Source organism: Candidatus Saccharimonas sp. (genome assembly GCA_015256915.3).
Classification (GTDB): Bacteria; Patescibacteriota; Saccharimonadia; order Saccharimonadales; family Saccharimonadaceae; genus Nanogingivalis.
Window position 1 is genome coordinate 222713 of record CP076101.2, and the last position, 26167, is coordinate 248879.

General features: G+C 36.2%; 23 protein-coding genes. 3 read left to right on the top strand and 20 right to left on the bottom strand.

What is annotated here, in order from left to right:
• Positions 1–203: 203 nt before the first annotated feature.
• The 3 genes from pth to HXL38_001180 are packed head-to-tail and all read right to left on the bottom strand — an operon-like array spanning position 204 to position 3648.
• Positions 204–764 carry an aminoacyl-tRNA hydrolase gene (gene pth, locus HXL38_001170; GenBank protein ID QWB91169.2) on the bottom strand — a complete coding sequence of 187 codons (561 nt, stop codon included), beginning with the start codon at positions 762–764 and terminating at the stop codon, positions 204–206.
• Between the two features lie 39 nt (positions 765–803).
• Positions 804–2264, bottom strand: a complete 1461-nt coding sequence (der, locus tag HXL38_001175; protein ID QWB91170.2) for a ribosome biogenesis GTPase Der — start codon at positions 2262–2264, stop codon at positions 804–806.
• Positions 2265–2313: 49 nt separating this feature from the next.
• Positions 2314–3648 (bottom strand): hypothetical protein, encoded by a 1335-nt coding sequence (locus HXL38_001180; protein ID QWB91171.1) that lies wholly within the window; start codon positions 3646–3648, stop codon positions 2314–2316.
• A gap of 109 nt (positions 3649–3757) precedes the next feature.
• On the opposite strand from HXL38_001180, the gene HXL38_001185 reads away from it, so the two are divergent.
• Entirely contained in the window at positions 3758–4252 is a 495-nt protein-coding gene (locus HXL38_001185) for a hypothetical protein (GenBank protein QWB91172.1), read from the top strand.
• Positions 4253–4293: 41 nt separating this feature from the next.
• Here HXL38_001185 and HXL38_001190 read toward each other — a convergent pair whose 3' ends face one another.
• The 11 genes from HXL38_001190 to HXL38_001240 form a co-directional block, all read right to left on the bottom strand.
• Positions 4294–4986: a pseudouridine synthase gene (locus HXL38_001190; GenBank protein ID QWB91173.1), complete on the bottom strand. Its 693-nt coding sequence runs from the start codon at positions 4984–4986 to the stop codon at positions 4294–4296.
• 3 nt (positions 4987–4989) lie between these two features.
• Complete coding sequence (locus HXL38_001195) at positions 4990–5958, bottom strand: response regulator (protein QWB91174.2); 969 nt, start codon at positions 5956–5958, stop codon at positions 4990–4992.
• A gap of 50 nt (positions 5959–6008) precedes the next feature.
• Positions 6009–7913: a PAS domain-containing protein gene (locus tag HXL38_001200; GenBank protein ID QWB91175.2), complete on the bottom strand. Its 1905-nt coding sequence runs from the start codon at positions 7911–7913 to the stop codon at positions 6009–6011.
• Between the two features lie 81 nt (positions 7914–7994).
• Positions 7995–8804 (bottom strand): GNAT family N-acetyltransferase, encoded by an 810-nt coding sequence (locus tag HXL38_001205; protein ID QWB91176.2) that lies wholly within the window; start codon positions 8802–8804, stop codon positions 7995–7997.
• A gap of 375 nt (positions 8805–9179) precedes the next feature.
• Entirely contained in the window at positions 9180–9854 is a 675-nt protein-coding gene (locus HXL38_001210) for a hypothetical protein (protein QWB91177.1), read from the bottom strand.
• 63 nt (positions 9855–9917) lie between these two features.
• Entirely contained in the window at positions 9918–10700 is a 783-nt protein-coding gene (locus HXL38_001215) for a TatD family hydrolase (protein QWB91178.1), read from the bottom strand.
• A gap of 48 nt (positions 10701–10748) precedes the next feature.
• Positions 10749–12269 (bottom strand): methionine--tRNA ligase, encoded by a 1521-nt coding sequence (metG, locus tag HXL38_001220; protein QWB91179.2) that lies wholly within the window; start codon positions 12267–12269, stop codon positions 10749–10751.
• 52 nt (positions 12270–12321) lie between these two features.
• Positions 12322–12891, bottom strand: coding sequence for a type II secretion system GspH family protein (locus HXL38_001225; protein QWB91273.1), 570 nt, complete (start codon positions 12889–12891; stop codon positions 12322–12324).
• A gap of 96 nt (positions 12892–12987) precedes the next feature.
• Complete coding sequence (rsmA, locus tag HXL38_001230) at positions 12988–13863, bottom strand: 16S rRNA (adenine(1518)-N(6)/adenine(1519)-N(6))-dimethyltransferase RsmA (protein QWB91274.1); 876 nt, start codon at positions 13861–13863, stop codon at positions 12988–12990.
• Positions 13864–13871: 8 nt separating this feature from the next.
• Positions 13872–15065, bottom strand: a complete 1194-nt coding sequence (locus HXL38_001235; GenBank protein ID QWB91180.1) for a DUF348 domain-containing protein — start codon at positions 15063–15065, stop codon at positions 13872–13874.
• 43 nt (positions 15066–15108) lie between these two features.
• Positions 15109–17244 carry a UvrD-helicase domain-containing protein gene (locus tag HXL38_001240; protein QWB91275.2) on the bottom strand — a complete coding sequence of 712 codons (2136 nt, stop codon included), beginning with the start codon at positions 17242–17244 and terminating at the stop codon, positions 15109–15111.
• 71 nt (positions 17245–17315) lie between these two features.
• Between HXL38_001240 and HXL38_001245 the strand changes: the two genes are divergently transcribed.
• On the top strand, positions 17316–17804 hold the full coding sequence (locus tag HXL38_001245) for a hypothetical protein (protein ID QWB91181.1): 489 nt from the start codon (positions 17316–17318) through the stop codon (positions 17802–17804).
• A 139-nt stretch (positions 17805–17943) separates the two neighbouring features.
• On the top strand, positions 17944–18414 hold the full coding sequence (locus tag HXL38_001250) for a type II secretion system GspH family protein (protein QWB91182.1): 471 nt from the start codon (positions 17944–17946) through the stop codon (positions 18412–18414).
• 181 nt (positions 18415–18595) lie between these two features.
• On the opposite strand, the gene HXL38_001255 is transcribed toward HXL38_001250, so the two are convergent.
• The 6 genes from HXL38_001255 to HXL38_001280 form a co-directional block, all read right to left on the bottom strand.
• A complete protein-coding gene (locus HXL38_001255; GenBank protein QWB91183.1) occupies positions 18596–19120 on the bottom strand; it encodes a type II secretion system GspH family protein in 525 nt (174 codons plus the stop codon).
• Positions 19121–19233: 113 nt separating this feature from the next.
• A complete protein-coding gene (locus HXL38_001260; protein QWB91184.1) occupies positions 19234–20553 on the bottom strand; it encodes a hypothetical protein in 1320 nt (439 codons plus the stop codon).
• A 2-nt stretch (positions 20554–20555) separates the two neighbouring features.
• Positions 20556–21296: a methyltransferase domain-containing protein gene (locus tag HXL38_001265; GenBank protein QWB91185.1), complete on the bottom strand. Its 741-nt coding sequence runs from the start codon at positions 21294–21296 to the stop codon at positions 20556–20558.
• Positions 21297–22580 carry an ABC transporter permease gene (locus HXL38_001270; GenBank protein QWB91186.1) on the bottom strand — a complete coding sequence of 428 codons (1284 nt, stop codon included), beginning with the start codon at positions 22578–22580 and terminating at the stop codon, positions 21297–21299.
• Positions 22580–23272, bottom strand: a complete 693-nt coding sequence (locus HXL38_001275) for an ABC transporter ATP-binding protein (protein ID QWB91187.1) — start codon at positions 23270–23272, stop codon at positions 22580–22582. The genes HXL38_001270 and HXL38_001275 overlap by 1 nt, the downstream gene beginning before the upstream one ends.
• A 57-nt stretch (positions 23273–23329) precedes the next feature.
• Complete coding sequence (locus HXL38_001280) at positions 23330–26122, bottom strand: type IV secretion system DNA-binding domain-containing protein (GenBank protein QWB91188.2); 2793 nt, start codon at positions 26120–26122, stop codon at positions 23330–23332.
• Between the last annotated feature and the right edge of the window lie 45 nt (positions 26123–26167).

The following is a 26167-nucleotide window of genomic DNA, read 5'->3' on the forward strand; positions in this document are numbered from 1 at the left end:
TCACTTTAGTTTCATACTTAACTACATTTTATGATAGTTTTATGAAGTGAATATGAAATTTGGTAGATTTTCTGCAGAAATTTCAATAAGTAAAAAATCTTCTAAATTTGAAGTGGTGTTTAATGAGATTAAGAAGCTGAGAGGTGTCATGACTACCCTATGGCTTTTTTATTATTTATATAAAAGCAAATAAGAATATTTTTTTAGATTGATCGCTTATCGTTTTTGAGTGAATCTTTCGCAAATTCTTCAATAAAATCTTCACAAACTCCAAAAATCTGGGGCAGTTTTTCGCTTTCACTTTTCGAAAATTTTGCAAGAACAAAATTCATTGCACCAATTTTGGGCAGAAATTTATTTTTGATACCGATTTTTATTCGTGCAAAATCTTCACCAAAAACTGAAATTAAAGATTTCAAACCGTTATTTCCGGCTGAACTTCCACTTTTTCGAACACGAACCACGCCAAAATCCAAATCAAGATCATCGTGAACGGCTAAAAAATCTTTTCGAAAATCCACTTTATAAAAATCACAAATTGAACGAGCTGAAAAGCCAGTTTCGTTATAAAAAGTTGTTGGCTTAACAAGCAAAACTTTTTCACCAAAAAGTGTAATTTCAGCAATAAAAGCTTTAAATTTTGGCTTTTCTTGGAATTTTGCGTTTAACTTTTTCGCCAAAAAATCTGCAAATTCAAAGCCAATATTATGGCGCGTTCCATTATATTTTTCTGGAAAATTGCCTTGAAAAAGTATAATTTTCATTTTGTCCTTTCGAAAATCGCCCCAAGCGCGGGGCGAAAATTATTGATTTTTTTGAATTCGAGCAAGTTTTTCGTCGCGTTTGCGTTCGCGTTTATTTTGTGTATCGGTAGCTTTTTTGAGCGCGCCAGAGTTTTTGTTGACTACTTTTTTACCAGCCGAAATTCTTGCACGGTTTTCTTTGATTTGTTTTTCATCTCTGAAAGAAAACTTAATCGGCGTGCCAGAATAATCGAAATTCTCGCGAATTAAGCGCTCCAAATATCGTTTATAGCTCCAATGAACAAATTTTAGATTTGATCCATGAATAATGAACCAAGGTGGGTTACTATCACTTTGTGAAATGTAACGCAATTTTGGATGTGTATTCTTTAAACCTGCTGGCGGATGAGCTTGAGTTGCTTTTTGTAAAAGCTGATTTAAAATTGAAGTCTTTGCTTGTCTTGCACGGTTGCAGTGAACTTTCAAAATCAAATCATAAATTTTGGTCACATTCTGGCCAGTTTTCGAACTCGTAAAAATTAACGGAGCCCAAGGAGTAAATTTAAAATAATATGCGATTCGTGGCGCCAAAGCGTCGCGAGTGTAAGCATCTTTCCCTTCAACACTATCCCATTTCGAAACTACGATAATCATCCCTTTTCCGGCATCATTAATTAAGCCAGCAATTCGTTGGTCAAGCTGAGTATTAAGTTCGTTTGCATCCATTAAAAGCAAACAAATATCGGCTTCGTCAATCGCATTTAAAGTTCGAAGCACACTGAATTTTTCAATTCCAACTTCTTGTTTGCCGGGTTTTCGCATTCCAGCTGTGTCGATAATTTCGATAGTTTTTTCATTAAAGCGAATTTGCGTTTTGTTGGTATCACGCGTTGTTCCAGCAACATTTGCTACAATCGCCTGCTGTTTGCCCGCCATCGTATTGAAAAGATAGGATTTTCCAGCATTTGGGCGGCCGACTAAAGCCACACGAATTATATCTTTGTCGCGTTTTTCTTCTTTAACTTTTGGAATTTTTTCAGCAATTTCGGTCAAGAGTTCATCAACGCCAGCATTATGCTCGGCAGAAGTTCGAATAATCGGTTTAACACCAAGCCGCAAAAATTCTTCATTTGGTAAATTCCCTTTTAAGTCAGTTTTGTTCAAAACTAAAATTACTGGCTTTCGAGATTTTAAAGCCTTTTTTGCAATCAAGCGATCTTCATTTGAAAAAGGTTTAGTGCTATCAAGAACTACCAAAATCAATTCACTGGCGTCAACCGCGTCTTGAATTTGTTCTTGAATTGTAGCCTCAAACTCATCATTTGGGTCTTTTAAACCAGCTGTATCGATCAGCCAAAAAGCCTGTTTTTTATAATTAACTTTACCAAGAACACTGTCGCGCGTCGTTCCGGCTTCTCGTGCAACAACGGCTTGCTGGGCACGAATCATTCGGTTAAAAAGCGAAGATTTTCCAACATTCGCCTGACCAATAATTGCAACTTTAGGGAGATTTTTAGACATAGTTTCTTAATTATAACACAATATGCCTAAAAATTCAAACTTTTCGAAATTAAAATCCAACTTTAATTTTTTGTTTTCGAAGATAAATTTCAGATAAAAAGAATTGCAAAAATCCAACAATTGCAGTGGTTAAAAATACGCCAGTCAAGCCAAGGTTTAGAGTTTTTAGAAAAATTAAAATTCCAATTGGGGTTAGAATACTGGTTGCTGCTGCATAAATAACTTGCATGGTGCCATTGTATTTTTTCAAAAATGAACGCGTAATTGAAAGCAGAATATAATAGCGAATTTTTGAACAAACTTCGATTGCAAATAAAATCAAAATCATCGGATTGAGGATTGCGTTTTTTACCGCTGAATCATTTGAAATAATATTCACCCAAATTGGCGCCGAAAATCCAATCGAAACTGTAAGAATAAAGAAAAATTTTAAAGCTAACCGCCAAATAAATTTATTATTTTGATAAACTTCTTTTTGTGTTTTAAAGCCTAATTTTGAGTTGTAAGAAACGTCAACATTTGCAAGACTTGCGCTCGCATCAACTACGCCTTCAAGAAAAGCACCGATCGTATAAATCCAATATCGGGCTGAAACGAATGATGGTGAAAGATATAATAAAGATGATGTTGTGAAAATAGCAACAATTCTTGGAGCTAATCTGCGGATAATTTCCCATTTTGTATTAAGCCAAAGTTTTTTAATCCATCTCTGATCAAATTCAAAACCATTTTTAAAGAAGTTCGGGCAAGGTTTAGCAATTAAAAAATAAATCAATGGAATTGCGTTAGCCAAAAAACAGGCAATCATCATTCCATTCGCTCCCCAATTAAAAACCCAAAGTGCTATAAAAGAACCAATCGCCATAAACCAAGTTGTGGCGTGGTCGAGAATCATTGCTTCTCGTGTTCGAAAAGTTGCTTTCAGATAAGAAGTTATTAACATCTGGCTTGGACAAACTAAGAAAATTGTTGCTACACAAATTCGCCAATAAGGTACATACATTGAAAGCAATTCTTTCGAAACTCCAAGGCTACCAAGAATTTCGCCCGCAAAAATAAAAGAAATAAGAGCGGCTGGTGTTAAAATTAAATAAACCAAATAAAATGCATTTTTTAAAGGTTTCGAAGCTTTTTCGGCACTTTTGCCCACCATGTAAGCTGGCAAATTTGCAACTAGAGCTGTTCGAACGGCATAATAAGCACACGAAAGTACCACCCACAGCGTATCTGATACTGCGAACATTGTTAATGATTTTTGAGCATAAGCTACATTTGGATACCAGGCCATTACTAGCGCCCAGTTTGCTTCGACAAGATTATCGGCAATCGTGCCGAGAAAATTATCGAAGAACATTTTTCGAAGTTCTTTTTTAGTTTTTAGCATATTCAATTATTGTATAATTTTTCGAAATAAAAATCAATATTGAGAAACTTGCTTAAGAACTTAAAAAATGATATAATAAGAATCCAAGAAAATTTTGGAGGTGCATAAAATGCAAGAACATTTCAAAACAGATACAACGGCTATTCCATTAGCGTCAATGAAAACTCGTCGAATAGTTGCAAAAGATACTCGAAAAATTATCGAACAGGCTTTTGTGAGTGGCGAGCCCTATATTAATTTTGAGATTTTTCGAAATCTTTTTGATGTTGAAAAAATCTTGGATGTTCGAAGTGAATTTGTCTTTAAGATTAATATTGAAAAATTCGGAAATCCAGTTGCGGCAGGACAACTTGTGCGAACTTATGCTACAGAAATTCACTATTTTAATTTTCCTGGAGAAAGTTTGACTGAAAAAATTGCTCGAGCTTGTGAGTTCGAGCATAACTCTGGTAATAAAGATAAAATTCCGATTGAAATTAAAGAATATTTCGAAAAGATTTTGGATATTTTTTATCAAATTATGCTTGATGAAAGAGTTGAAATTTCGAGTGGTTATGTAATGAATTTATTGATTAACCTTGCTGATCTTGCTGAATTGCAGTAATTAATAAAAAGGCCTCAATTGAGGTCTTTTCTTCTTTTAAATTACAGCTTTTCAACTTTTCGAAAATCACCAAAATTTAAATCTTTCGGTAAAATATATGAGCCAAAAACTGTTCTGTGTAGTTCTTCAACTTCGTAGCCTATAGCCGAAAATGTTCGGCGAATCTGGCGGTTGCGACCTTCACTCATGATAACTTTCCAGTTTTTTCGCGAATCATCAAGCCGTTCAAGCCCAAGCTGTGATTTTCCGTCTGGTAGGTTAATTCCAAAATCGGCAATCATCTGTTGATGGATTGGCTGAAGCGGCGTGTCAAGAGAAACTAGATATTCTTTTACCTTTCGAAATTTTGGGTGGGTCATTTGAAAAGCAAAATCGCCATCATTTGTTAAGAGTAAAATTCCACTTGAATCTTTATCGAGCCGACCAACTGGTTTTAGCACGCTAAATTCTTTTGGGAGAATAGCATAAATTGTTTCATTCTCACCCTGTTTTTTCCGCGAGCAAACATAGCCGCGAGGCTTATTAAAAATTACATATTTTTTTTCTTCACGAGTTTTTGAGATTATTTTTTCGCCGAGCTTTATTTCATCGCCTGCTTTGAATCGTTCACCGAGTTGAGCAGTTTTTCCGTTGATAGAAATTCGCCCTTTTTCGATAAGTTCATCTGCTTGCCTACGCGAAATTCCTAGCTGTAATGCCAGGAATTTATTTAAGCGTTCTGTTTTTTGCTCCACAACTTATTGGGCTCCAAAAGGAGGTTGAGAATTGTTATTTAAGGGGTTTTCGCCTGTTCCACCTCTTAGAATATCATTAATTTGAAAAGATAATATTTCCTCATCACTTCGACTATTTTCGATTGGTTGAACTACTCGTTCGCCAGAAACAGTTGGTGTGGCTGGCTGATTATTTTGAGCGGCTGCTTGAGGCTGATTCACAAAATCACTAATTGGATGAGCTGGAGCTTCAATTGTAGGCGATTCTGGTGTTCTAAAATTTTGAACTGGCGCTACTTTAACATGGGGCTGTTCAAACTGCACAGATTGAGGGGTTGATTGAGTTGGCTGGTTTGCAGAAAAAGATATCGTTTGTTCTCTTTCAAATTGAGCTAAACTTGGTGCTGCGGCACGTTCTGGAGATTGAATAGGCTGAATTGGTCGAACTGGTGCTGGCGCTGGTTTTTCGAAATTTTGAATTGGCGCTTGGGCTGCCTGAGTTTGTGCGGTAGAGTATAATTCGGATGGTGCTTTAATTTCTTGCGATTGAATTGCAGGAGTTTCTTCGGTGGACATAGATATTGGCGCTTGTTTTTGTGCAGTTCGCTGTTCTACTGTTAAATCGCCATCTTCAAGAACCTCGTGAACTGTTCGCACAACATCTTCGATTCCCACTTGAGATTTCACTAGATAGCGGTCAGCGCCAAGTGCTTCACCGCGACGGCGCTGCTCTTCACTTGAGAGAGCTGTCATCATAATAACTTTAATACCGCGCGTTTCAGTTGTTGAGCGCAAAATATCAAGCATGTCAAAGCCGGAAATCTTTGGCATCATTACATCACTTACAATTAGGTTTGGTCGTTCTTTAATCGCCATTGCGAGCGCTTCTTCTCCATCACCAGCCGAAACAATATCGTATCCTTCCGCCAATAACCGAACGCCATAAATCTCGCGCAAACTTTTATCATCTTCTACTAATAAAATCTTTGTCATATTGCTCCTATTATACTATTATTTTTCGAAAAAATCTATACTATTTATGCTTAATTTTTCCGATGATTCATCATTTTTTGAGCGTATTCAATTTTCATTCTTTCGATATCATTTAGAGTTGGCTGATTTGATAGATACTGGGTCGGCTGAGGCGCTATATTCTGCGTAGTTTCCATTATCTGGGGCGGTTGAAATTGTTGATTTTTTGTATATATTGAACTTTGAGGCGAGTAATTATTTTGAACAGCTTGTGTATTTTGTTGTAAATTTTCATCCGCTATTTGAGCATCATAATTTTGTACTGTTTGAAGATTTGGTGCAGAATTTTGGCCATTCTGATTTTGTGCTCCCGCTAGAGGGCTAAAACCTTGAATTGCACCATATTTAGAAAAGTCTTGCTGTGCTTGAATTACCTTTTGTGCCGGTTGGTTTTGTTCAGTATTTACGATATTTGGTTGCGGAATTGGAGCTATATTTTGCGCAGAATTATCATAAATTTGTTGTTCTTGTTGTTGAGTTGATTCAGTAGTATTTTGTGTATACGGAGCTTGTTGAGCTTGCGAATTCTCTGGTTGCGTATTTTGCGAAATAGTTTCAGGAATGCTAATTGAAGTTTCTGGCTGAATTTCTTGGGTAATTTCGAAAACTTCTTCGCTTGGATTTTCTATTTTAGGATCTTCAAGAATTGCTGTAATGTCGCGGTCGGCTTCGTCAATTTCACGTTGATTATTTTTTTGTTCAATTTTTTGGTGTTCCTCAGCTTTTTTAGTGTCTTCAATAGCTTTTAATTTTTCGGCGTTTTCGCGCGTAATTCTTGGCAATTTTACAGTGAAAGTGCTACCTTTTTTATATTCGCTTTCAACATCCAAGAATCCGCCAATCGACTCGGTAAGTTTGCGCGACAAAAATAGCCCGAGCCCTGTACCATTAATTTCTCGCGTTTCAGAATTATCTACACGATAAAATTTTTGAAACAAATGCGGAATATCTTCGGCCGGAATCCCAATTCCACTATCTTTAACAGAAATTTGAACATTGTTATTGTCACCCGTAACATTCACAGAAACCATTCCGCTCGGCGTATATTTTATGGCATTTTCGAAAAGGTTATTCAAAATTTCATGTAAGTGATCGCGGTCGGCATGAATAAAAAATACTGGCGTTAGAGTTTTTTCGCCTGTTTTGTGGTCATCTGGTTCAAAAATATAATTCAAACCCTTTGCTTCAGCTTTTGGTTTTAGCCCTTCCCAAATGTTTCGTGAAAATTCAATTGCATCTAAAACAACAGGTTCATTTTTGAGCCGTCCGTCTTCTGCTTTTGTAATATCGAGTAAATCTTGAAAAAGTTGGCCTAAGTGCTTGGTGTTTTCGTGGGCTTTTTGAAGGTAAGATTTTGCGCGTGCGTCAATTGTTGCAGTAGCTGGGTTGAGGGCTAAGCCAATATATCCCTCGATGCTTGCAACTGGTGTTCTCATTTCGTGGCTCGCAGTTGATATAAACTCTGCTTGTTCACGGTTGTCTTTTAACTCTTTCGAAATATCCCTAAAAACTACAACTACGCCAGAATTTTGACTATCAATCGAGTTTACGGCCAAGAAAATCGGAACAATTTTCCCGCTTTGAGTTTTAATAAATAAATCTCGTGTTGTGAAATTTTCACCAGTTCGTAAAACACGATTCACCGGGTTGGAAATTTCAATCATTTCGCCACCCTCATTATTCGTAATTTTTAAAACTGAATTAAAAACCAATCCAGCCGCATCACTACCATTCCAGCCCGTAATCTGCTCTGCTGCTGGGTTGATTGCTAAGATATTCCCTTTTGAATTAACTGCCAAAACTCCATCATCAACGGCATCTAAAATTGCTTTCCCATCGCCTAAAAAGTTTCTCGAAGTATTTTTCGAATTTTTATTTTCTGAGTTTTCGCTAAAAATATTTTTTAAGTTAAACATTGCCCACTTCCTTGATGTAAATATTTTACCATAATCAGTTTTGAAAAGCAAGAAAAAAGCGAGCATTTAGCTCACTCTGTTTTAGAATAATTTTGCAACTACTACATCACAACAGTGCAAGTTATTTTTTAAATTATCGTGGTAAAAATCGATAATTTTACGATGTGTTTCGATATCTTGTTTAGCATTTAAGTCTTTGCTATATGAAAGCCTGTAAATCTTAGTCTTATTTTCATAGATTAATTTTTCGAAACGAATCCACCGTTCGAATTTTGCGTAATCAAGCTCATCGCGAATCTGGATTAATTCTTCTGAACTTTCCATTTCAGCTCTCTCCTCTAGAGCTTTTTTTCGAAGCTCCAGATCCATTAGATGCATTGCTTTTTCATCTCGGCAAATCGTTCTGCAAAGATTAAATGCATAAGCCGGAACGATTTCTGCAGCATTCAAAATTTTCCCATCTTTTTCAATTTCACCGCTATAGCCGTTCACCGCAAATGAACGCGGAGATTTCGAGTTCAAAAAAGCGTATGCACCGTGAATATCGTCTTGCGCTTTTGCCCATTCATCAATTTGCTGAACCAAAAAGCTCGCTGCTCCTTGTCGCTGATATCCTTCAATGGTAAACATTGAGCCAATTTCACCCAATCTTTGACCAAAAGAATTGATTTGCGGTTGCATCATTGAAGCGGAAGCAATTACTTCGCCCGTTTCTTCGTCAAAAAGCAATGCAACACAGGATTTCTCCATAATGTCATCTGGCGACATATTCAAGACCGTATCATCTTGATAAGTTAGATTTGAAAGCCAAACCGAAATCTCACCTTGCTGATCCATCCCGAGCTCATGCAGAAAACAAAATGACCATTCGTCATTTTCGATTTTATTCATAACATTTAAGATGCCTCTATCCTTAATTTCCATTTCTTCCACCTCCAAAGCGTTTTTTCTTTCGAAAATTCGATAGATTTTATAATTATATCATAAAATCAATAAAAAGCAATAATCTAAAAAAATATTAAAATAAAAACCGCCCTTCTTTAAGAAAAGCGATTTTTTAAAATTTTTAAAATTATTTTGCGGCCAAAGCAGCTGCGATTCGTTCACGGCGTTTTGCTTCGCGGCGTTTTTCAATTTTTAGTTTTGCACGCAAAGCTCGTTTGCGGTCTGCTCCATGCCAACTTTTATGTTTAGCCATTTCTTTCCTTTCGTTAAAAAATAAAACAATTCTGAACAATTATAGCACACTTTTTTAAGAATTTCAAACTATCTGCCATAAACCAATCGTGAGACATTCTGGTAATAAACTTGCACTGCATGGTGAAAATTTTGAAGTTCTGTTCCTTTTAAATCAAAATAGTGTGGCCCAGCTTCAATTTTAATCACTTGGTCTTTTCGAAGCTCATATCTGGTTGTATTTTGGTGAACTTTTCGCTTGCCGTCAATCCATTCTTCATGATAAATCCAAGAATTGTGGTCAAGCACGAAAAATTCTCGCCGAATACCGTTCGTTGTTGGCCCAAAAATTTGTGCGCCAACTTTGCTTTCAAGATTGATTAATGCTCGCGAAATATCTTGCGGATTTTTCTTGAATTTTGCAAAAAGATATTTATAATAGAGTTGATTGCTCTCGTGTTTTTTTGAATTTTTCAAAAAAGATTTTCTAGTATATTTTAAGTGCGAAAGACGAATTTCTTCTTCGGCGATATTTCGAAATTGCAAAATTTGAGCGCTCTTCGCAAGCATTTCACCAAAAATATCAATTTGATTATTTTTCAATATTGGCTGGAATGCGGGCTTTTTAACCTGTTGAATAGGTTTTAAGGGCATTTGTTTTGGCGTGTCGTAAGCAATCTGGGTTTTTGGTTTTTTGAAATCTGGCTCTTTTTGAGCTCCTGAAAAATATGGAATTTGATATAAACTTTTGTCAGAATTGTTCATTTTTAAACCTTAAATATGATTAAATTGTATCATATTTTAATATTTTTGTCAATATTTGGTAAATTAAATTTTAAATAGTTTTTCGCAATTTTCGGTTGTGATTTTAGCAACTTCTTCGGCTGAAATTTGCCGTTTTTCTGCTAAATCTTCAATAATTAACTTTGAGAAAGCTGGTTGGTTTGGCTTTCCGCGCTTGCCTTTTGGTGCTAAAAATGGTGAATCTGTTTCGATTAATATTCTTGAAAGTGGAATACTTGCAAACACTTCAAGATCTTCGGGCTTTTTTGTAAAAGTTGAAATTCCATTTACGCCAATAAATAAATCGCGCTTTAAAGCTTTGCTTAAATTATCTTTCGAATCTGTAAAAGAATGCAAAACTCCACGAATTTTACCGAATTTTGAAATTTCATCAAAAATTGGCCAAAAATCTTCGAAAGCATTTCGAACATGAAAACTTACGGGCAGATTTAGCTTTTGAGCAAGCTTGAGCTGAGCTTTTAGAATTTGTTTCTGTGCCTCACGGTTGAAATTTTCATAAAAATAATCAAGACCAATTTCACCAATGGCCACCACTTTTGGAGCTTTCGAAAGCTGCTCAAGTTCATGAACTAACTCTTCTGGGCTATATTTTTCGGCTTCATGTGGATGAACGCCAATCGCTGCAAAAAGTTCAATTTTGCTAGAATTTTCTTCAGCAAATTTAACGCCAATTTTAGAATTTTCAAGATTTTCGCCAATACAAATTGCTTTTGAGATTTTAGAATTTTGCATATTCTCAAAAACTTCTTCTTGCGGAATTGGAAAATTTACATCGTGAATGTGGCAATGTGAATCAATAATTTTCATTTTATCCTTTCGAAAGTTGAAACCTCAGCATTAAAGCCGAGGTTCTGGTTATTTTTTAGCTTGATTATTTTGTGCGGCTGCGATTTTTGCGGCACGCGGATCTTCAGTTTTAAGATAAATTTTTGGGAAAAGTAAGCCGATTTCTTCGTCGCGAATTACGCCACTACTAAAAATCGTTTGAAGCTTTTCGGCCGTATCTGGCATAAACGGTTCAAGCATTTTGCTGATTTGTAATAAACCTGACACAGAGTGCGCAAGAACTTCTGCTAGATGATTTTCTTCATCTTTATTTTCTTTTGCTTTCTTGGCAATTTCCCAAGGTTTTACACCTTCAATATATTGATTATGGGCGCGAACCAATCCCCAAATTTCATCAATCGCTTTATTGAATTCTAGAGATTTCATATACTCGTTGTAAGTATGGCGATCGTGCTCATCGCTAGGAATTTCACCAACCACGCCAGATTGATAACGCTTAACCATATTAGCTACGCGTGAAGCCAAATTGCCGAGGTCGTTACCAAGTTCGTTGTTGTAGGCATTTTCGAACTTCTCCCAGGTAAAATCTCCATCATCTTGAGTTGCAACGTGCCGTGAGAAATAATACCTAAAAGCATCTAGTCCGTAATTATTGATAATTTCGTTCGGATCAACCACATTGCCGATCGATTTACTCATTTTCACACCGTTGCTTGAAATGTGGCCATGAACAAGCAGAGTTTTTGGTAAAGCTAAATCAAGCCCAAGTAGCATTGCTGGCCAGATTCCCGCATGAAAACGTAAAATATCTTTTCCAATAACTTGAACATTTGCTGGCCAAAATTCTTGCCAACCTGCAACATCTGGGTATCCGATCACGGTTAAATAGTTTGCAAGTGCATCAATCCAAACATACATTACTTGTTCCGGATCGCCAGGAACAGGTACACCCCAAGTTAAATTCTTTTTTGGTCGTGAAATTGAAACATCTTCAAGCCCGCCTTTCAAGAAGTTTAAAAATTCTTTCTTGCGATATTCTGGCACGATTTTCATTCGGTCAGTTTCAATGGCTTCAATGATTTTTGGTGTAAATTCTGAAATTCGCAAGTAATAATTCTCTTCTGAAAGCCTTTCGAAAGGTTTTTGATGGTTTGGGCAAACGCCATGAAATTCAGTTACTTCTTTTTCAGTGTAAAAACTCTCACAACCTGTACAATACCATCCTTCGTAAGTATTTTTATAAATATATGGCTGAAGTTTCATCCAAATATATTGTGATGCTCCGACATGGTGTAAATCTGTTGTTCGAACAAAATCGGTGTAAGTTGTTTTCATTTTGTCCATCAAATTTTTGAAATTCTGAACAGTTCCGTCAACATATTCTTGTGGAGTTAAACCATTTTCGGCGGCTTTTTCAGCAATTTTATTACCGTGCTCATCTGTTCCAACCTGAAAACGTACTTCATTTCCTTGCTGGCGCTGGTATCTCGCCCAAATATCGGCAATTAAGTAATCAAGAGCGTTTCCAATATGAGGCGCTCCATTTGCATAAGGAATTGCAGTTGTTATATAAAGTTTTTTCTTCGTCATACTGCTTATAATTATATCATAAAATTCAAATAAAAACAAAAGCCCAAGAGTTTTAGGCTTCCTGACAATAAGCTCCGCCGGATTCTAGTAAATATACAACTGCGGCCGCTCCTTTTTTTATGTTTCTCAGTACAACTGATCTATTTGATGCTAGTTCTATATTATCACACCCCATACCAACTACTACTGCAATTCTTTCGTGATCCCTAAAACTAGGACTATCTATTCTAAAGAGTGTAACATTATTGTTGACTGATGTTGTGACAATTTTAGTATTTAAACTTAAGCTCGAAGAACTATCGTTTTTATTTTTACCACTCTTAAGATCAAAACTAATATAGCTATTTAAAGGGCTATTCTCTATTGGTTCAATACTGTTATTTACTCCGTATTTTTTCTGTTCTTCATTTAGATCTGCTAGCGGTGTTAATACACTATTCCCCATACTTGCATATCCTCGCCCTTTATTATTAGCTTTCCAATTGTGCAGGGCTGTCACGACCATTGCGACATCTTGCTTTCGCTGCACGTCTCTCTGTGATCGTTGAAGTGCTGGTAAAGCCAAAAATACCATTAAAAATATTAGACCAGCTATAGCCAATACTAAAACAACTTCAATGATTGTAAATCCCTTTTTTGGTTAAGTTTTGATTTTTGTTGAGTTTGATTGCTTTCATAACTCAATTATATTACTAATATTGTAAAAAGCAGTAGCGCTTTATTTACTATAGAATATTTTTGAAATTTTAAGCCATTCTTCTATTTTAAGGTCTTGTGCTCGCAAATCTGGCGAAATCTCGCATTTTTCTAAAATTTCAGTTGTTCGCTCTTTCGAAATTGCAAGATTAGCACTCAAACTTTTGGCAATTTTTTTGCGTTTTGCGGCAAAGCCAGCTTTTACAATTCGAAAAAATTCCCTTTCAGAAATTTTACAATTATTTTTCGAATTAAAAATTTCAATCAGATTTTGTTCGCGACTTTTCAAAACTACCACTTGCGAATCCACTTTTGGCGGCGGTGTAAATAACTCTCGTGGTACAAATTGGCCAAGTTCGCAATTCGCATAGATCTGTGAGGCGATTGATAAAACACTTAAATCGCCAGATTTCGCACAAATTCTCTCAGCAACTTCTTTTTGTACCAAAAGTGCGGCAATACTTGGTTTATTATCGCTAGTAAGTAATTTTTCAACAATTTTTGAAGTAATATAATACGGTACGTTTGCGGCAACTTTATAATTTTTTGGCAATTTTGAAAGATCGAAATCCAAAAAATCCGTATTTTTTACGGTTAAATTTTTCCCTGGGAATTGCGCTGGTAGTTTTTTTGCCAAATTTTCATCAAACTCGATTGAGAGAACTTCACCATCTTTACCTGCAAATTTTAAAAGTGAAGAAGTTAAAGTTCCGAGCCCAGGGCCGATTTCAAGTACAAAATCACCATTTTTAATTTCAGCTTCTTCTGCAATCCCATCTAGAACAATCCTATCTCGCAACCAGTGCTGACCAAGTGATTTATTATTTTTTAAGTTTAAATTTTCGCTATTTTTAGCTTTTTTCGAAAACTTTTTACCAGATTTTTGATTAAATTTCAAATTTGCCACTAATACCAACCCTTTGCTTTTTTATGGGCGTAAGCATTTTGCCAGCTTCCATAGCGACCAAGCACATAAGAATTCATCCACTTAAGCTGCGTAATTGGGTTTGTTTGCCAGTCAGCTCCGGCTGAAGCCATTTTCGAACCAGGTAAAGCTTGCGGAATGCCATAAGCTCCGCTTGATCTGTTTGTTGCGTTAACTCGCCAACCAGATTCTTGACCGATAATTGCATTTGCAATTCCGTGGTCGCTTGAAGAAATTCCTGCGGCACTCAACCAATCACTGTGCGAGCCAGCTGGTAAGTTCACTTTTGTGCCGATAATCTCAACTTGTTTTTTAGCCGGTTTAATTTCTGTCTCATTAATTTTTTTGCGTGAAACTTCTTTTCCATTTTGCATTTCAATTTCATAAGTTACGCTTTTCGAGCCTTTTTCTCCAGCTTCTTTTATTTCTTTGTAGCTAGAATCTTTATTCGCATCTTTAATTATTTCGGTTGAGAAAGCAACTTCTTCTTCGGTTGTAATTGTTTGCTTACCGTTTCGCCAAATTCGAAAACTCAAACCATTCGAAATTACGGTTTTTTTATCAATTGAAATTCCGTCATCTTTTGTGAGCGATATACTCTTTTCTTTTAAGAAATCTTCTACGGTTTTGCTCTGTGTTCGAAAACTTTCGATTTTGCCAAAAAGTTCAACCGAAATCTCTTTTGCTCGTGTAATTTTTAATGAGTTTGTTGTTCCATCTTCAAGAATGCTGCTGGATTGTTCGAAGGCAACTTTATCTTCATCATGAATTTTAATTCCAGATTTTTGAACAATCTGCCGTGAGGTTTGTGCGGCGGTCATTACTTTTATTTTTGAATCACCATCTTCAATGATTACTGGTTTTGCGCGATAAATATTTACGCTATATTCCGCGCCTGTTAGTTCGCCATCAAGGCTTGGCTCAACTGTATCATCTTTCGAAAAACTAATTTTTTGCGCATTTAATGCTTCTCGAACTGTTTTCGCATTAGTTTTAAAAGAAAATTTTTGGCCATTTTCGAAAACAGTTAAAATTTTGTTTCCCTCGCCGCTGGCTTTGGCGGAATTTCGCCCAGCAACTGCAAAAATGTTTAATAAAAGTAAAAATCCAAGCGAAGCAAATCCCGCGATTAGAAGTTGTTTTTTATAAAAATAAATTGGTTGTAAAACTCGCATTATTAAATCTATTTTAGCAAATAAAATTCGAAAGGTCAAATTTTTAGAGCTTTTCAAGGCGTGCAAATTCAGCATTTAATTTGCGAATTTTGCCATTTTCGAACTGAATCTCAATTGCCATTCCATCGATTTCGAGCACTTTCCCTACACCGAAAGCTGGACTTTTTACGCGGTCGCCAATTTGTAATCCTGCTTCATCATAATAAAAATCATCAAAAGAAACTTCTTGGCTAAAATCATCTTCGTAATCATCTGAAAAATTATTCCATCCGCTAAAATCTTTTTTCGGCAATTCCAGCTCAGCATCTGTAATGAATCGGCTCGGGCTTGAATAATTCCTTTGCCCAAAAACTGCTCGCGATTCGGCGTAGCTTAAAATTAATTCTTCTCTAGCGCGTGTCATTCCCACGTAGCAAAGGCGGCGTTCCTCTTCTAGATCATCTTCGCCTGCATCAAAAACTCGGCTGTGTGGAAAGATTCCTTCTTCCATTCCAGCAAGAAATACAACTGGAAATTCCAAACCTTTTGCTGAGTGAAGTGTCATTAAGTTTACTTCGTCGCCACTTTGCGCATCGCTTGAACTCATCAGTGCTGCATCCTCCAAAAAACTTGCTAAATCTGCGTAGTTTTTTGCTTCACTCACTAATGTGGAAAGATATTCACTGCGTTCGGTTGCTTCGTTTTCGGTTAGTTTTTCGTTCTTACCATAATTTGTCCGCTCTAAAATTCGTTCGATAATTTCGCTCGGGTTTGAAGAATTTTCGCTTAAAATTTGACATTCTCTAAAAATTTCACCCAAATTTTCTAAAGATTTTCGCGCCCGCGTTGCTAAAGTTGAAAGTTCGCTTGCTTGAAGTAGGCTTGAAATCAAATCTAAACCATTCGAACTTTGCCAGTCCAAGAATTTCGAAAGGCTCACCGCGCCCAAACCGCGTGCCGGTACGTTCACAATTCGCTCAAAAGCCACACGATCGAGTGGATTATAAATCACTCGCAAATAAGCTAAAATATCTTTAATTTCCTTGCGGTCATAAAAACGTGTTCCGCCAAAAATTTTATACGGAATTTGAAAACGAATCATCGCTTTTTCGAAATTATAACTTTGTGCATTTGTGCGATAAAGAATTGCAAAATCGCTAAATTTTCGTGCGCCAACAGTTTTGAAACTAAAAATCTGGCCTGCGATTTTTGCTGCTTCCTCGCTTTCATCTCGTGCACTTTGTACTAAAACTGGCTCACCTTTGCCGAGTTCGGTAAAGAGTTTTTTATCGGTTCGGTTGTGGTTTTTTGAAATCACATTGTGTGCGGCGTTTAAGATATTTTCAGTTGAGCGATAATTTTGTTCTAATTTTATCACTTTTGCACCTTTGTAATCGCGTTCAAAATTTAAAATATTCGTAAAATCTGCCCCACGCCAAGAATAAATACTCTGCCAATCATCGCCGACCACGCAAATATTTTGATCAGTATTTACAATCATTTTAATAATTGCATATTGCGCGGCGTTAGTATCTTGATACTCGTCAATCAAAATATGCTTAAATTTATTTTGCCAAAATTCACGAACTTCTTTATTTTGTTGAAGTAGTTTTACCGTTTCGAAAAGTAAATCATCAAAATCTAAAGCGTTAGCTTTGTTTCGTTCTTCTTCATAACGCAAGAAAATTTCAGCCACTTTTTGTTCAAAACCCCAATTTGCACCATTCGAAAATTCTTCGGCCGTTAAAAGCTGGTTTTTAGCGTTCGAAATTGCGCTTGAAACACTTTGTGGCTTTAAGCTTTTTTCATCGATTTTCAGATCTTTCATTATTTTTTTAATTAAATTCCGGCGGTCGTCTTCGTCATAAATTACGAAATTATTTGCAACGCCAATCGCCTCGCCTTTGAGCCGCAAAATCTTCACACAAATTCCATGAAAAGTTCCCATCCAAGGCATAAAAAAACGGTCATTCGCATCACGTTCGAGTAATTCAGCTAGGCGCTCTCGCATTTCACGTGCGGCTTTGTTAGTAAAAGTTACCGCCAAAATTGCCTCGCTCGGTGTTCCGTGCGCAATTATATTCGCAATTCGGTGCGTTAAGGTTTTGGTTTTTCCACTTCCCGCACCTGCCAAAATTAGCATTGGCCCACTTAATGTCTCCACCGCTTCTTTTTGGTTTTTATTTAATCCTGCCGTAATTTCCATTTTTTGATTATAGCAAATTTTCTTTTAAATTTCCATTTTTTTCGAAAATATGCTAAAATATCTTTATGAAAAATCACGCTTATTCTGATAAAAATCTTGAAGAATTTTTGCAAAAACATTTTGGTGTTAATTTTGGAATTGAAGAAGTTATTTTGCGTAATCTTTCGGTTGGATATTCAGCCGAAGCTACAATTTTCAAAAGCAAAAAAGGTCGTGTTTATGCTTTTATTTCGCTTGAAGCTCGTGCAACTTTGGGCGATATTCAATATATTCTTTCAAAAATGAACTTAAAACCAGCTTTTTTCTTTCCGCCAAGCGGTTTCGAAAACTATTTTTATGACCGTGCTAAGGTGCAATTCTTAGAAGTATTTCCGGGGCGCCACGATGTAAAAGATGAAGAGCTGCGATATTACAAAAAACGCGTGCTTTATAACCCCGCCCTTGTTGAAATTTCTGAAATTCGCGATGGTGAAATTCGCTGTTTTAATGCTGATTCTATTGGTTCGTGGCGAACAGCTCAAAGGTATTCGTACAAAAAAATTTTAATGAAATAAATTAAAATTGTGGAAAACTAAAAAATCCTCAAAAAAATGCTTGCAAAATTATTATGCTTATGTTTTAATGGTTGCATACGGACAGACCGTAAATAAAAATAACAATAATAATCGTTCATTAGAAAGGTGGATTTTCAGTATGAACTCAATTAATAAAAATAATAAAAAAGGTTTCACAATCATCGAAGTTGTGCTTGTGCTTGCCATTGCCGGACTTATCTTCTTGATGGTATTCCTAGCGCTACCTGCTCTACAACGAAGCCAACGAGATACGCAACGAAAGAATGATGCTTCACGATTGCGCGCAGCAGTAACAGACTACACTTCAAACAACCGAGGAAAATTGCCTTGGGATGGAGCAGCTCCAAAGCCTGATTTTATTAGTAAATATATCACAACAAATAATACAACAACATTTAATGATCCTTCAACAAACTCTCAATATACAATTGCAACTGCTACTGGAGCTACAGATGCTCCAACTGCACTTGGACAAATGAAGGTTTCCAACAACGCTAAATGTGGTACAGACGGAGCTATCGTAGCTGGTAATGGAATCGCTGTTTCTGTAAAAACTGAAAATGGCGTTGCAAACTGCGTTGAAGGTTAGTATTTAATCTATAAAACTTAATTAAATAACTCTCTTCGGGGAGTTATTTAATTTTGCGAAAGTATTCTATTGGCTTAATAGTAAGTTTGTTTTAGCACTATTGGATGCTGAGAAGTATTTTACACCACAATAAAAAAACGGCTTCCTTAACGAAAAGCTGTTTTTTTTATTAAGATTATATCTAGTTATTTACGCAGTAGGATCCACCAGCTTCTAGAATTATTCGAAGGGCTACTTTACCATTGCTTCCTTCTTCTATTCTTACTCCATTTGGCTGTGATGGATCACATATTCCATTTGCTGACCATTCAATAGCTATAACTTCTGCATAGTCATCATATTCCATTTTTTGTGGAGTTCTGTCGAACACTGCATAGTTTCGTCCGCTTGGATCCTTCATCTCCTCGCCATCTTTGAATAAATAATTTTTTATAAATCCTGTTGCACCACTATCTTTATTTGGGAAATCTCCTAAAGTTCTTTCTCCGTGATTAGATGGTAACTTTCCTTTATTAGCGGCTCTATATTCATTTACTGCTGCTAGTATTTTACTTAGGTCATTCTTTCGTTGCGTATCTCGTTGGCTTCGTTGTAGAGCAGGTAGCGCTAGGAATACCATCAAGAAGATAAGTCCGGCAATGGCAAGCACAAGCACAACTTCGATGATTGTGAAACCTTTTTTATTATTTTTATTAATTGAGTTCATACTGAAAATCCACCTTTCTAATGAACGATTATTATTGTTATTTTTATTTACGGCCTATACGTATGCAACCATTAAAACATAAGCAAGATAAAAAATCAATATCTTTAAATATTTTATTGATTTTTAATTTCTAGAATAATTAAGTTTTCAATATGTGGCGTTCGTGGAAAGAAATTATAGCCACGGGCATAAATTATCTTATATTTTTTACTCAGAATTGCTATATCGCGTGCTTGCGTTGTTGGGTTGCAGCTCAAATAAATCACTCTTTCTGGTTCTGTCTCAAGAATCTTTTCACAAACTTCACGGTTCATTCCAGCTCGTGGTGGATCAACAATTAAATTTGCTCCTTTTTTAATGAAGTCTAAAGCTTTTTCACTTGGTGAAAAGATGGCTTTTGCAGTTTTTTCTCGCCCAAGCTTTGTGATATTTCTTTGCATTTCTTTGACTGCTGGTTCGTTAATTTCAACTAAAGTTAAATCGCCCGCACCAATTGTGAGACCAATTGAGCCTACGCCAGAGTATAAATCAACTGTTGGTTTTGAAATATCGATGAATTTCTTCATATCGCGCAAAGCCTGTTCATAAACTGGTAAGTTTATCTGGAAAAAGCTCTCAGTTGCATAATTAAAATTCACGCCAAGAACTGAATCCTGTAAATTTTCTTGGTTTTGGCTTTGAATCTTTTTAGTTATTACGCTGGCTGGCGATTTTGGGTTTGAAAAAATAATCTCAAAATTTTTAAATCCAAGGCTAGTTATTTCTTCTTTCGAAAATAGCTTAAACCTCTCATCTTTTACATAAAGTTGGGCTGAAATTTCACCTTTTTGGTTCGCGCGAATCAATAAAGTCTTCAAATCTCGACTTGCAGTTTTTCTATCTCGTAAAATTGCAAGCACTTTTTGGCCTGCTTGGTTAATTTCTGATGTAGCTAAACTTGTACCAAAAACTGGGATTTTTCCTTTTCCTCCACGCTTAAAAAATGCTAAACTTGGCTCGCCATCATTTTCATTTTCTTCAGATTTTTCCCACCAAAATGAAAACTCCACTTTATTACGATATTCAAAAATTTTACCATCAGAATAAAAATCTTCTTGGTTTTTGAGTTCAATTTTTTCTTGGTGAAAGCTTTCAAAAATTAGTTCTTGTTTGATTTTTTGTTCGAAATCGAAGTTAAAAATCTGCCATGGGCTGGTTGAAAGAAAACTCTCCTTATCTTTCGGCTCAATTCTCTCGGGCGAATTTTCGAAAATTTCAACCGCAAAACCCTCTATAAAACTCGATTTACTTTTTGTAATTTGAATTTTTGCGGTTTCATTTGGTAAGACTCCCCACGCAAAGATTTTTTTTCCATTTTTAAGCGTACCTAAGGCTTGCCCGCCAGGTGTAATTTTATCAAATTTAGCTATTTCGAACTTAATTTTCCGTGCCATAATTATTCTATTTTATCAGAATTTTGCCAAAAACGCCATATCTCTAACCACTCTTCACCCTTCAATTCGCTTGGCTTTTTAGTTTTAAATTTTGGTTGGCAATTTTTTTTATAAAATTCTGGCACGGCAAACATTTTTTCAATAAAATCATTAAAAATTGGCTGTTCTTCTTTCGAAATTAGTGGAGTTTCTCGCCGTTTCATTTCGAAAAATACGGTTTCAACGGCTGGTGGTGGTGTAAAATCAGATTTTTGAAGAGGTTTTTTAATTTTACTTTCAAAAAACGGAAATGTTTTTACACCAAGCGCAGAAGTGAAATTTTTATCGCTCACAATTAGTTTGCGGGTGAATTGTTTTTGTAAAATTAAATAAATGCTTTTTGGTGAATTTTGAGCAACTGTAAGCTTTTGGATAATCGGCGAACTTAAATGGAAAGGAATGTTTGCACAAACTTTGTAATTTTTTGGTAATTTCGAAAGATTGAAGTGCAAAAAATCTGCACATAAAACTTCAACATTCTCTAAATTTTTAGTGTTATTTTGAAGTTTTTTGAAAGTTCCGCGGTCAAATTCAATTGCTAAAACTTGTGCAGATTTTTTGCTAAGAGCATAAGTAAAAACACCACTTCCAGCACCTATGTCTAGCGTAAAATCTCGCTTTCGAATATTGCTGTGCCCAACAAGCATTAGTGCAATTCGTGGCGAACGCAAGAAATTTTGCGAAATACGGTGTTTTCGTGCCATCTATTCGTATCTCAAAGCTTCGATTGGGTCTTTTTTGCTGGCGCTTCGTGCTGGCAAAGCTCCGGCCAAAAATGCTACAACCGCAATAATCAAAGTTATAGTTATGTTATTTTTGATGGTGAACTTTGTTAAATTAAATCCTTCAAGCCCTTTCAAGAAATCTTTTGAGGCAAAACTATTTAAAGCATCTCCCGCTAAAGATGCGAGTATAATTCCTAAAATTGAACCAATTAAACCAATCAGAATTGCTTCAATACTGAAAAGTTGGAAAATCTTTCGGTTTGAAAGCCCCATTGCTTTCATTAAACCAATTTCGCGAGTCCGTTCACGCACGCTCATGTAAAGTGTATTAATGATTCCGAAGCTAGCCGCAAGAAGTGCAATAGCTCCAAAAACAATCAAAGATCCAGTAATTCCATTTACAACATTCATGATAGTTTCGACTTGATCTTTAGCTGTGTTTGCTGAATAGCCCGCTTTTTTAGCGTCTTCCTTGATTTGGTTTAGTTTATCTTCAGTTATTTTTCCTTCAATTTGAGCTAGAGCAGAAATACTTTTTTCTTTAGACTCTTTTGGCAGGCTTCTTGTTTGAAAGTCATAAATTTCATTAAAGGCTGGTTCGTTAATTGTCACCATTGCTGATTGAATTAAGCTCTTAGCTGTTACGCCTGAAATTTTTTGAGTAAAGGCTTTAGTCTCGCCAGTCAAAGAATCTGAAACTTGAAAGGTTACTTTTTCACCAATCGCAGCTTGGGCATTTTTAAAGCCTAGAGGTTCAAGATAATCCTGAGAAATTGTTACCTCGTCTTTATTTTTTGGTTTACCCCCAGCTAGGAAATCAAAGTCAAATTTTTGTCCTTCGACTTCTACTATAACAGATGTGATTGTAAGTTTCTTACTGTCTTTGTATTGAATATAATCTGGTGTTGCCATTTTATAGAAGCGGGCATTTTTAACATTTAAAATTTTGTTAATCTTTTCAAGATCTTTAGAATTCAAGGTTTGTTGTGTATACCGTGAATCGGGTTTTTTCGAATCACCTTCTTTATATTCTTGAGGTCCAAAAGCTACGCCATTATCCTGCTTCGGCTTAAAATAAATTATAGAGTCGTCACCAAAAACCGAAAGCTGTTTTTGGATATAATCATTCACGCCGATATTCACGGCAGAAGTTAATGCTATGGTAAAAGAGCCGATACAAACCGCGATAATCGTCAAGAAAGTTCGGCCTTTATTCCGCCATAAATTTGATGCTGAGGTTTTGACCATATCTAAAAATTTCATTATTTTTCTCCTTTTGAAACAATTCGTCCGTCTTGAATTCGAATCTGGTGGTCGCATTTTGCCGCCAAAGATTCATCATGCGTTACAATAATTAATGTAATTCCATTTTCCTTATTTAAACCAAAAAGTAAATCCTCAATTTTTTTGCTTGTTTTTGAGTCGAGATTTCCTGTTGGTTCATCGGCGAAAATAATTTCTGGTGAATTTGCAATTGCGCGAGCCACGCAGACACGTTGTTTTTGACCACCAGAAAGATTAGAAGCTTTATTTTTAGCTTTGTCGGTTAGCTCAACAGATTCGAGAGCTTTTAGAGCAATTTCTTTGCGCTTTCTTGAACCAACTCCGGCAATTTTAAGCGGTAGAATCACATTTTGTAAAACCGTGTCTTTTGGATTCATGAAGAATTGTTGAAAAACAAAGCCAAAAGTTTGGTTTCGAAGTTTATTCAATTCGCGTTTTTTCATTTTAGCAATATTTTGGCCATTAATTAAAATTTCACCCTCATTTGGTTTGTCGAGCGCTGCTAAAAGGTGCATAAGTGTCGATTTTCCGCTACCAGATTTACCAATAATTGCAACACTTTCACCTTTTTGGATGCTAAAAGAAACGCCATTTAGTGCTTTAAAATATGTATTGCCGTCGCGATAAACTTTGACGAGATTCTTAACTTCTATTAAATTACTTTTGTTCATTAAATTCCTTTCCTGTAACTATTTAATTCTACCAATCATAATCTTCGCTGTCAAATTCTAATGCTCAATTTTAAGATTATTCGTATTTTGAGTTTCTCGAGTTTGCGGTTTTAAATTTCGCGAACGCGGTTTGCGGCGTTTTTTTACTTGCGGAATTTCAATTCCTTTTTCAGCAAAAGCTTTCGAAAGATCCTTAAGGCCTAAACTTGGTTCTTTTTGTTCAGCAGAATTTGGACTGATCTTTCTTGGATCGATCGGTGTTTTCGAAAAATCAATTTTTTTTGCTTCAAACATTGGTTGAATTGGTGTAAAATTTTGTGGTTTTGCTGTTGGTTTTATGTTCTGGGATTTTTGGTTCGAAATTCCTTGATTTTTAACTGGCGCAAAAACATTTTCCGCGACCTTTTTCGAAAATTCTACCCCATTTCGTTCCGCCCAAGCCTTTGTCATTAGTTCTTTTGGTGGCACTAGAATATCGCGGATGCGTTGTTCGATGACGGCTCGTGGCGTACTATAATTTCGGCGCGTATTTTCAATAATCTTCGCGCTCAAATCATTAAAAGGTTTTGGCAAAGTTAGAGTTGTCGCACTAAATGGTGTTGATTTTTCGCCGTTGATAATCATCGTCATTACAAAATGGCGGTTATTTAAGCTCATTAAATCTGAAGCATCGAATTGTGGCTTAAACTGCTCGGCCAAAACTGGAGCGTCTTCAACCGAAACACGGAACGAAATGATTGATCCAACATTTCCAAAAACCGCATTTTTAACGCTGTCGGTCATTTGTGAAACATATTGATTAGCAACGGTTAAAGTTAAGCCGTATTTTCGAATTTCTGAAAGAATTACGGCAAAAGAATCGGTAGCAAAGTTTTGAAATTCATCAACATAAAGATGAAACGGTCGGCGATCTTCAAGCCGTTCAATATCTGCGCGCGATTGGGCGGCAAGCTGAATTTTTGTCACTAAGAAAGAACCAAGTACCGAGGCGTTATCTTCACCAATCAAGCCTTTCGAAAGATTTACAACCAAGATTTTGCCTTCATCCATAATCTCGCGAATATTAAAGGTCGATTTTGGCTGACCAATGATATTTCGAATAATTGGGTTTGCTGTGAAAGCCCCAACCTTATTTAAAATTGGTGCAATAGCTTCATTCACCTGTTTTTCACCCCATTGACCAAATTCCTTTTTCCAGAATTGAAGTACGGAGTCATCTTTACAATAAGTTAAAGTCTCTTTTCGAAAATCGCCATCTGTTAGCATTCTTGAAATATCAAGCATTGTAGTTTCTGGGCGATCAAGAAGTGCCAGAAGTGTAAAACGCAAGATATATTCAAGGCGAGGACCCCAAGAATCACCAAACATACGCTTCAAAACACCGATAACCTCGGAAGAAATGTTTGATTTTCGACTCGGATCAGTTACTTCGAGCGGATTGAAGCCAAGTGGAAATTCTGTGTCGGCAGGATTAAAGTAAATTACATCATTAAGACGATGCTCAGGAATGAATCGCATGTTGTTTTGCGCAAAATCGCCGTGTGGGTCGATAATTGCATATCCTTCCCCATGAAAAATATCCGAAAGTGCCAAAAGCTCAAGCGATCCAGATTTACCGGTTCCTGTTTGACCAATAATATAAAGGTGTCGCGAACGGTCGCGGCGAAGCATTCCAAATTGGTGGTTAATTCCGCGAAAGTTTGTTAAACCAAAAGCTGAAATATTTTCATCATGTGCGCGGTCGCCAGTAATTATTGGTAATTTCGAAGGCGGTTCGGCAGTTTTGCTTGAAGCCCAAACAATGTTTGGAGTTTCCACGTTTGTGTGCGGTAAATGCCAAATGCTGGCGAGCTCTTGAATATTTAAAATAAAGCCGTCATCAAAGAATATTCGCGATTGAAAATCTCGAATTTTATCTTTATCGAGTGAAGAATTCGAAGCCTTAAAACCATTTAAATTTGTACTATTAAACTGTTTGAAAGTTCCAGTTAGAGCTTGAATTTGAAGCCGTGCAGTATCTTCATCTTCCCCTAAATATGCCAAACGAATTTTAACTTGATAACCAAGTTTTGTGGCCTTTTCTTCAGCTTTCGAAATACGAGTTTTATCGCGGTCAGACGGTTCTTTTTTAGCATTTTCTGAACCCTCTGGTGGTGTCCAAAGCGCTTCTAGAATTCGCAAAATATATTTCCAATCAATTTTGAAAGCTTTTTTACCAGACTTAACTTTCTTCACCCATTCATCTGATTTTTTATGCCAATCATCTGCAACAGGTCGTGCTAAAACTTGAATCCAAAGTTGATCATTTGTTCCGTCTAATTTTGCGAGTGTTCCAGTAATTCCCGCAAGTGGATCAACTTCGAAACCGTCAAAAGTTTTAATTGGCAAGGCTTCGTTTTCAATCAAGTCGATTTCAGTTGAATAAATTACGTGTTTATTTTCGAGATTCTCTGCGTAATCTTCTTTTGCTTCATAAATTTGAACTGTTGGATATTGTGAATAAATCTGCCCTTCCACAAAACTTTGTAAAGTTCTCGGCATCCAAACATAAAACCGAATTGCGCCATTAACAGATACAATTTCAAAACTTAAATGTTCCTGAACGCCATTATTATTTTTAAGCTCGGTTGGGTCTCGCAAAATTCCGTGCAAACTGGCAAGGAGTTGCTCGGCGGCAAGCTCAGATTTATCATTAGTTTTTGGAATTTCCAACGCTAAAAGAACGCTGTCGGTATTCATTACGGTTAATTTATCGATTTTTTTATAATTTTGCCAAGTTAGAAAAGCTAAAATCGCCACGATTGTTAGCCAAACTAAAGGGTTAAATAAGATTGAAAAAAATGCCGTCATAGTGTTTAAATAATAGCATAAAACTGCAAAAAAATCAAGATAGTG